This is a genomic window from Marinicrinis lubricantis, from assembly GCF_042658665.1.
GTDB classification, from domain to species: Bacteria; Bacillota; Bacilli; order Paenibacillales; family KCTC-33676; genus Marinicrinis; species Marinicrinis lubricantis.
In genome coordinates this window covers 1-6,022 of record NZ_JBHSQV010000030.1, presented here as the reverse complement: position 1 = coordinate 6,022, position 6,022 = coordinate 1, and the positions used below count along the sequence as shown (strand labels likewise).

General features: G+C 39.7%; 5 protein-coding genes and 2 pseudogenes. 3 read left to right on the top strand and 4 right to left on the bottom strand.

Annotation, left to right across the window (positions count from 1 at the left end; translation table 11 throughout):
- Positions 1 to 122 precede the first annotated feature (122 nt).
- Both ACFPXP_RS04655 and ACFPXP_RS04650 read right to left on the bottom strand, forming a co-directional pair.
- A pseudogene (locus tag ACFPXP_RS04655) lies at positions 123 to 1,400 on the bottom strand (UvrD-helicase domain-containing protein); the annotation flags it as partial.
- Positions 1,401 to 1,428: 28 nt separating this feature from the next.
- Positions 1,429 to 2,060 (bottom strand): annotated as a pseudogene (locus ACFPXP_RS04650) (ribonuclease H1 domain-containing protein).
- A gap of 467 nt (positions 2,061 to 2,527) precedes the next feature.
- On the opposite strand from ACFPXP_RS04650, the gene ACFPXP_RS04645 reads away from it, so the two are divergent.
- Both ACFPXP_RS04645 and ACFPXP_RS04640 read left to right on the top strand, forming a co-directional pair.
- Positions 2,528 to 2,791 carry an AbrB/MazE/SpoVT family DNA-binding domain-containing protein gene (locus tag ACFPXP_RS04645; protein WP_379892838.1) on the top strand — a complete coding sequence of 88 codons (264 nt, stop codon included), beginning with the start codon at positions 2,528 to 2,530 and terminating at the stop codon, positions 2,789 to 2,791.
- Positions 2,788 to 3,192: a type II toxin-antitoxin system death-on-curing family toxin gene (locus tag ACFPXP_RS04640; RefSeq protein WP_379892836.1), complete on the top strand. Its 405-nt coding sequence runs from the start codon at positions 2,788 to 2,790 to the stop codon at positions 3,190 to 3,192. Before ACFPXP_RS04645 ends, ACFPXP_RS04640 begins: the two co-directional genes overlap by 4 nt.
- Positions 3,193 to 3,773: 581 nt before the next feature.
- Here ACFPXP_RS04640 and ACFPXP_RS04635 read toward each other — a convergent pair.
- Positions 3,774 to 4,304, bottom strand: coding sequence for a site-specific integrase (locus ACFPXP_RS04635; RefSeq protein WP_379892840.1), 531 nt, complete (start codon positions 4,302 to 4,304; stop codon positions 3,774 to 3,776).
- Between the two features lie 7 nt (positions 4,305 to 4,311).
- Here ACFPXP_RS04635 and ACFPXP_RS04630 point away from each other — a divergent pair, with 7 nt between their 5' ends.
- Positions 4,312 to 4,515 (top strand): helix-turn-helix domain-containing protein, encoded by a 204-nt coding sequence (locus ACFPXP_RS04630; RefSeq protein WP_379892834.1) that lies wholly within the window; start codon positions 4,312 to 4,314, stop codon positions 4,513 to 4,515.
- 47 nt (positions 4,516 to 4,562) lie between these two features.
- On the opposite strand, the gene ACFPXP_RS04625 is transcribed toward ACFPXP_RS04630, so the two are convergent.
- On the bottom strand, positions 4,563 to 4,826 hold the full coding sequence (locus ACFPXP_RS04625) for a hypothetical protein (protein ID WP_379892832.1): 264 nt from the start codon (positions 4,824 to 4,826) through the stop codon (positions 4,563 to 4,565).
- Positions 4,827 to 6,022: the final 1,196 nt, after the last annotated feature.

Here is a 6,022-nt window from a genome sequence, read left to right as displayed (position 1 = left end):
GAAGTCGCTTCAAAAGCAGGGAAAAAGCTTTCCACTCTGATTCAGTGTCAATTACAGCAATGGATCTCTGCTTTACCCAATTACATCAAGGCTTATCTGCCTATTCCAAGCTGCGAAAGTTGAGTTAATATCTTTGAACGTCCTCTAAAATCGAGGCCTACATTTTGGGCCAAACTAATTTTTCGTTTAAATATGTTTTGAGCCCGATCTTCTACAAGCAATAGAGATTGAGTGTCTGGGTTTAATACATGTGTTAATAACCTCAACCATTCTGGTTCGAAATCCTGTCCTTCGTCAATCAGAATAGCATCATATGTAGGCAATATGGCCTCTTTCCGTTCTAATTTTTCAATGATTAAAGGTATGTCAGTATCCTTAATTTTCAAAGTCTTCATAAGCCACTCATGGAACGTGTATACCTCAATCTTACTGCGGTGCTCATGCAATTGACTGTTTGCCTCTCCAGATACAAAATCAAACAAGTCTTCAGGTTCATCGATCATATGATCTATAATCCTTCTTAGATTCCGCGAAAGCGGTATGGCATAACAAAGCACGAGTATCTTCCAATCAGGATTTTCTTTTAATAGCATTTTGGCCCTGCTAGCCAGAATTAATGTTTTACCACTCCCCGCAACACCTCTAATAAGGCGATGCTTGTCTCCAATTTGCTTTGCTAAACTTTCTTGGTGCAAATCCATGGCTTTAATATTGTGCATCGAAAGCAATAGTTGGTCTTGGTAATAAGTCGGCTCTTTGAACTCCGCACTAATTCTCACTTCAGGGAACAGGTGATATCGTATGGCTTGAATATCCGCATCTGACAGAATGTTTACCTTTCGATTAAATACGGTGAACATCCCTAGGATTTTTTCAATCAAATGATCTTCGGAAAATGCTTCATCTTCCGGATCAATCTCATCACGAGTTAGCATAAAATTCATAGGAATAACTCGATGTAATTGATGTTTAACAATATGTGTTTGTTTTAGCCTCGTAAATACAGCTCCAAAACCGTAGGGAAACTTAAGGTGACCATGAAACTGACCACCTAGTTGAATGAGGTTCTTGTCTTTCTTTAATAAATTCACAACATGAAATGTATTCTCTCTAGCTTGTTTATATGGATTTTTAACCGTCTCAAGCGTGCCAGCACTGCTATATATTCTCCATTCATCTGGATAAAGTTCATGAAGGGTATTAACGTTATAGTCTTTCACTTCAAGAACAACTAAACCCAAATCTGGCCCGATGATTACAAAATCAGGATGTCTGCCGTTGATATCTGGTTCATAGTAAACAATATAATCATCAGGTAAATGATCTTTAAGCGTGCCGAATAAAGTTCGTTCACCAGCAGTAGCTTTCCTTGGAATGGTTTCCGGTATCATGTATGCCATCAGGGTGCCTCCCTAGTCGATGAAGTAATCATTTCCTGCCAAAGTCTGCTTTTATTTCGCCCCAAGCTTCAGTATGCCACTTCAATACTTTATTCTCATATGTGTTTGATTGGAGCCATTTGACCGCTCTATCGGCAAGATCCCATATTTCTTTCGTTGTTTGATCTCTCTCGAGATTAGAGCCAACTTGTTTCCTTTTTATCCAACTAAGTGCGGTCTTGGAATCGGAATAAACGGTCTTATTACTTCCCTTTTTCTTCAAATACGCTAATCCGTGTACAATAGCAATGAATTCACCCAGATTGTTTGTTCCTTTTTGGATAGATCCATGATAAAAAGGATTTCACCTGTTTTTGTATCTACTCCTTTGTATTCCACGATACCGGGGTTACCGCTACAACCGACATCGACACTTATACTATCCATATCAATGTTTTCAATGACATCTCCACCAAATAAATCTGTTTGTTCTCGAACTGGCTTTGTTTCTGCATTCTTTTTTCCCCAGTGCATTTCCCAGCCATCATTCAACGCCTGCTCTGCCTCTTTTTTAGAACTAAATGATTTATATTTTGCTTCAAAATATTTATTAACCTGCTCCTGACATTCAGGCCAAGTCGTATATATCCCCGGCTTTCGTCCTATCCAAACAAACAACATAATATTTTTGCCTCGCCACTAAATCACCTTCACTATATATTCCAAAAATTAACTTATTTAAATTTCGACAAGAATTTTACTATTTCCTCTTACATTTCTAAAAATACTAGTAAAAAAAGGAATTGTGGTGCAGGTCCAAATTCCCATATATATAGTACATACTATAAATCATAGCATGCACAACAAACTGCGGATCACATTTTCCGTCACTAGCTATCCCCTTCGTTCTACTACTCGCGCAATAAATTCACTTTATAGAAGCTGCTATTAATTTAGGAATACAGACCGCTATTGCTTGCCATTTATTTGGCTTTTGCATTGATGAAGTAGACGACACCATGCTGCCCGCTGGAATAAATAGTATTTTTAATAAAGTAACACCTCACAACTTTAAATAGGTTGAGTTCACACTATATAACTGTATAATTGTTATAACGATTGAATATAATGATAAGGAGAGAAGTTCTATGAATAGGATGGTTGAAATGGAAAGAAAAGTGACCAAATTTGGAAACAGCTTAGGCATAACCATGACTGACGCTTTGAAGCAAATTGGATTGGATCAAGGCGATATTGTCAGCATAGATGTTAACCCTGAATCAGGAGAAATAATAATTAAGAAGTCAACAAAGGTCTCCTTACCTGAGGGAATAAGTGCAGACTTCATGGATACTTTGACGAATGTCATTGAAGAATACGATCAAACGCTTCGAGGACTTAAAGACAGATGACATCCATCCGCTATTTATCCGTCCAAGAAGTAATAGCAATTAATGTAGCCATGATACAACGATATAGCCCGGGGGAACAAATTGGGGTTAAAGAATCTGGATTGATCGAATCGGCCGTCCATCGACCTCAATCTTCTGCCTTTGGCGAAGATGCTTATTCTACTATTTTCGAAAAAGCCGCAGCTTTGTTCGAATCACTTGGTCAAAATCATCCATTTCACAATGCAAATAAACGAACTGCTTTTACAGCATTGGTAATATTCCTGCGATATAATGGTCTACACTTTAAAATGGATACAAAAAAAGCCGAGGATTTTACTGTAGATATGGTCAATCATCGTTTTCATTTTCAAGAGATGGTTTCGATTATTGAAGCTCACTGCATCATGTTGCATAAATGACAAACAAAAGCACCGTCCTCATGCGGGTGGTGTTCATCATGGTGAAAGCCAGGGGAGTGTCCATTTCTTGATTAACTTACCGAAGAAGTGATTCATGTATGCAAACCTTAGCGGTAGAAATAGACGCCGTGCTCCTTCGCTGTTGGCATTATCACAGATGTAATTCACTCGCTACCTGCGCGCGGGACTGAACCCTGGGTTCGACCCCTCTTGCAATTCTATGTAAAGCAAAAGTCCAGACCTTAAGGTCTGGACTTTTGACTTTAATGGAGGCGAGGGGAGTCGAACAGGCGTACCCTATCTCCCGCCATTACTTACCATGTCCCGTGATGTCCCGCTGTGTAACGCTTTGTTCAAGATCAATTTCTTATTTCGTCCCATTGATTCTTACCGCTTATTATCAAGATTTATGGCTTTCGTCTACAGTTGTCTACAAGGAGTGGACAGGAATCGGAGCAGAATCCATCATTCATTATTTCGTACTATGGCGTTCACTATGCATTATACCTTTGGGAAATAGTAAAGGCGAATGCACCTTAACTTAGGAGCATCGCCTTCGGATAACTTAACTTGATAAAATCTTACTCATGACACTCATCTTCTATGTGCGTGTTATCGAACATGTGGGTATATATCCTGCTTGTTGTACCGATATCCGAGTGACCCATAATTTCGGATATTGCCTTTAAATCAACGCCTGCCTCATACATCACACTGGCAAAGGTATGCCGTAGATCATGTAATCTGATTCTCGGAAAATCATGCTTTCTTAAAAAATCCAAGAAGTGTTCAGATACAGAATTCACTCTGTATGGCTTCCCATCATCACGAACGAACACATAATCCGAATCATTGTACAGATCACCAAGCAGTTCCTTCTGCTTTTCTTGCCAAGCTTTATGGGCAACCAACACATCATAGACTTCATCAACAATATGTATTGTCCGCTTGCTCTTCTCAGTCTTCGGTTCTTTTACTACATTATTGTCCTTCCCAGCGGCTGTGCGAACTTTTACGATGTGAAGTCTACGTTTCTCCAGATCAACATATTCCCAACGCAACCCTGTAATCTCTTCCCGCCTTAATCCCAGACAGGCTGCAAGGTAATATATAAAAGGCTTGCCAATAGATAGAGGACTCAGCCAAGAGGATCTAGCTGGATTGCGCGAAGTTGACCGTTCTTACATATCAATGATCGAGGTCGGAAAAAACGAACCATCCGTCACCAAGATCTTTCAACTTTGTGATGCTCTCCAGATAAACCCTTCCAGTTTCTTAAGACTTGTTGAAGCCGATCTGAAAAAGCTGGGCGACTCTGAATAATCACATAATGGAGTGGAAGCTGTGGTCGGCTCCCACTCCAATATTTTTTATCCTGAGATGAATTCTTGCAACTCCTTTACATTCGCCATCCCGTCTCGGAATCCTGCAACATACATGGCTTCTTTTTCCATAGCATTGCGGTAGTTCAGAGCAGATTCCCATTCAAGAATGATCCGAAACTGGTCGTAGCTCAGTTGCTGTTTTAATAGTTGATCGAACGAATACTGACTCTCAATCAACGCAACTATATCTTTTCCTTGGCTAACAGTCTTCGCATGCTCATGAAACCGTTGCTCCAGTGCAGGTTGCATCCATGCTGGACATGATTTGATTGATATAAAAATCCCCTCCTCAAGTAGTAGTTTATTGATGTTACCGTAGAAAGGGATAATATTCCAGTATTTACTAAATCACGCAATATGCTGGATTTTTTGCGATGGCTTCATTTGAGTAATTAACATTTGCCTTTCTGAACATAAGGTCTCAATTTCTTGGATAATTCATTTGAGCAATAGTGTCACATCTCCGTCTTTACGCACCATCAATATTAGACACTCTACATGTATGGATCGTCAACAAGATAGAAGAGTGATTTTCTCAATGGTTCGGCTTTGTCGGTTGATGCAGCAATCCCAGGAAAACTTTCGCCATGATGGAGGCGTCAAGCGGTTCACGATACAAATTAGCATGCAGCAGACACCCATCCAAATAGGCATAGAACGTCTTGGCTGTCTCCCATGCGTTCAATTCGGCCGTTTGGCAGTTGATCGAATGGTTGCTTTTGCTCTATCATATAGAGGACACCTCTTCTGTTTGGTAGTGTGGAATTCGACACTCTTACCTTACCAAACGAAGCGGTGTTTTTCTATGTCGTCAAGCATTCGATCTAATCGATCACAAACTCATGCTGCACTTGCCATTAACCCGATTTTGGCTCTGCGAAAGTTGAGTTAATAATAACTATCGAAGACTTATTCTTTAAGATTTCTAAACTATCTTCTTTATATGCATTATGTTGAAACGATATTACAATCCTATCCCTTTTGCAAGACTCCGCTAGACAATGCCCATAGGGTGGCAAATTATCATGTCCTAAATGTACATAGTGGTCCCTGTTACTATGCAGAGGAGATAACGACCAAAAAGGCTCTTCAGAAGTAAGCCTTTGAATCATTTGTTTAAATGCTCGTATTTCACTTGAAGTTCGTGAACGATTATCCTTCATAACATCGTATAACGTGTCTCGTTGAGTAACACTTCTCATATATAATTCATGATGTCGCAACAAAACAACATCATCTGCTTCTTCGATGAGCTTATGTATTTTTAACATTGGTAACAATGAATCTAGGAAAATATCCACTGTTTCAAATTGTCCATCGGTAGCGTCAAGAAATTTGTGTAAATAGAAAAACCATTTCTTGTAGATGCCGTTGTTTAGTCGGTGGTTGTGAACATTGCTAGAAGTTCAGCGCGTGCCTGGTCAAAGCCGGTATGGCAACGAGTT

Coding starts and splice junctions, on each gene's coding strand:
- ACFPXP_RS04640 (WP_379892836.1), top strand. CDS start 2,788: ATGACATCCATCCGCTATTTATCCGTCCAAGAAGTAATAGCAATTAAT.
- ACFPXP_RS04625 (WP_379892832.1), bottom strand. CDS start 4,826: ATGCAACCTGCACTGGAGCAACGGTTTCATGAGCATGCGAAGACTGTT.
- ACFPXP_RS04645 (WP_379892838.1), top strand. CDS start 2,528: ATGAATAGGATGGTTGAAATGGAAAGAAAAGTGACCAAATTTGGAAAC.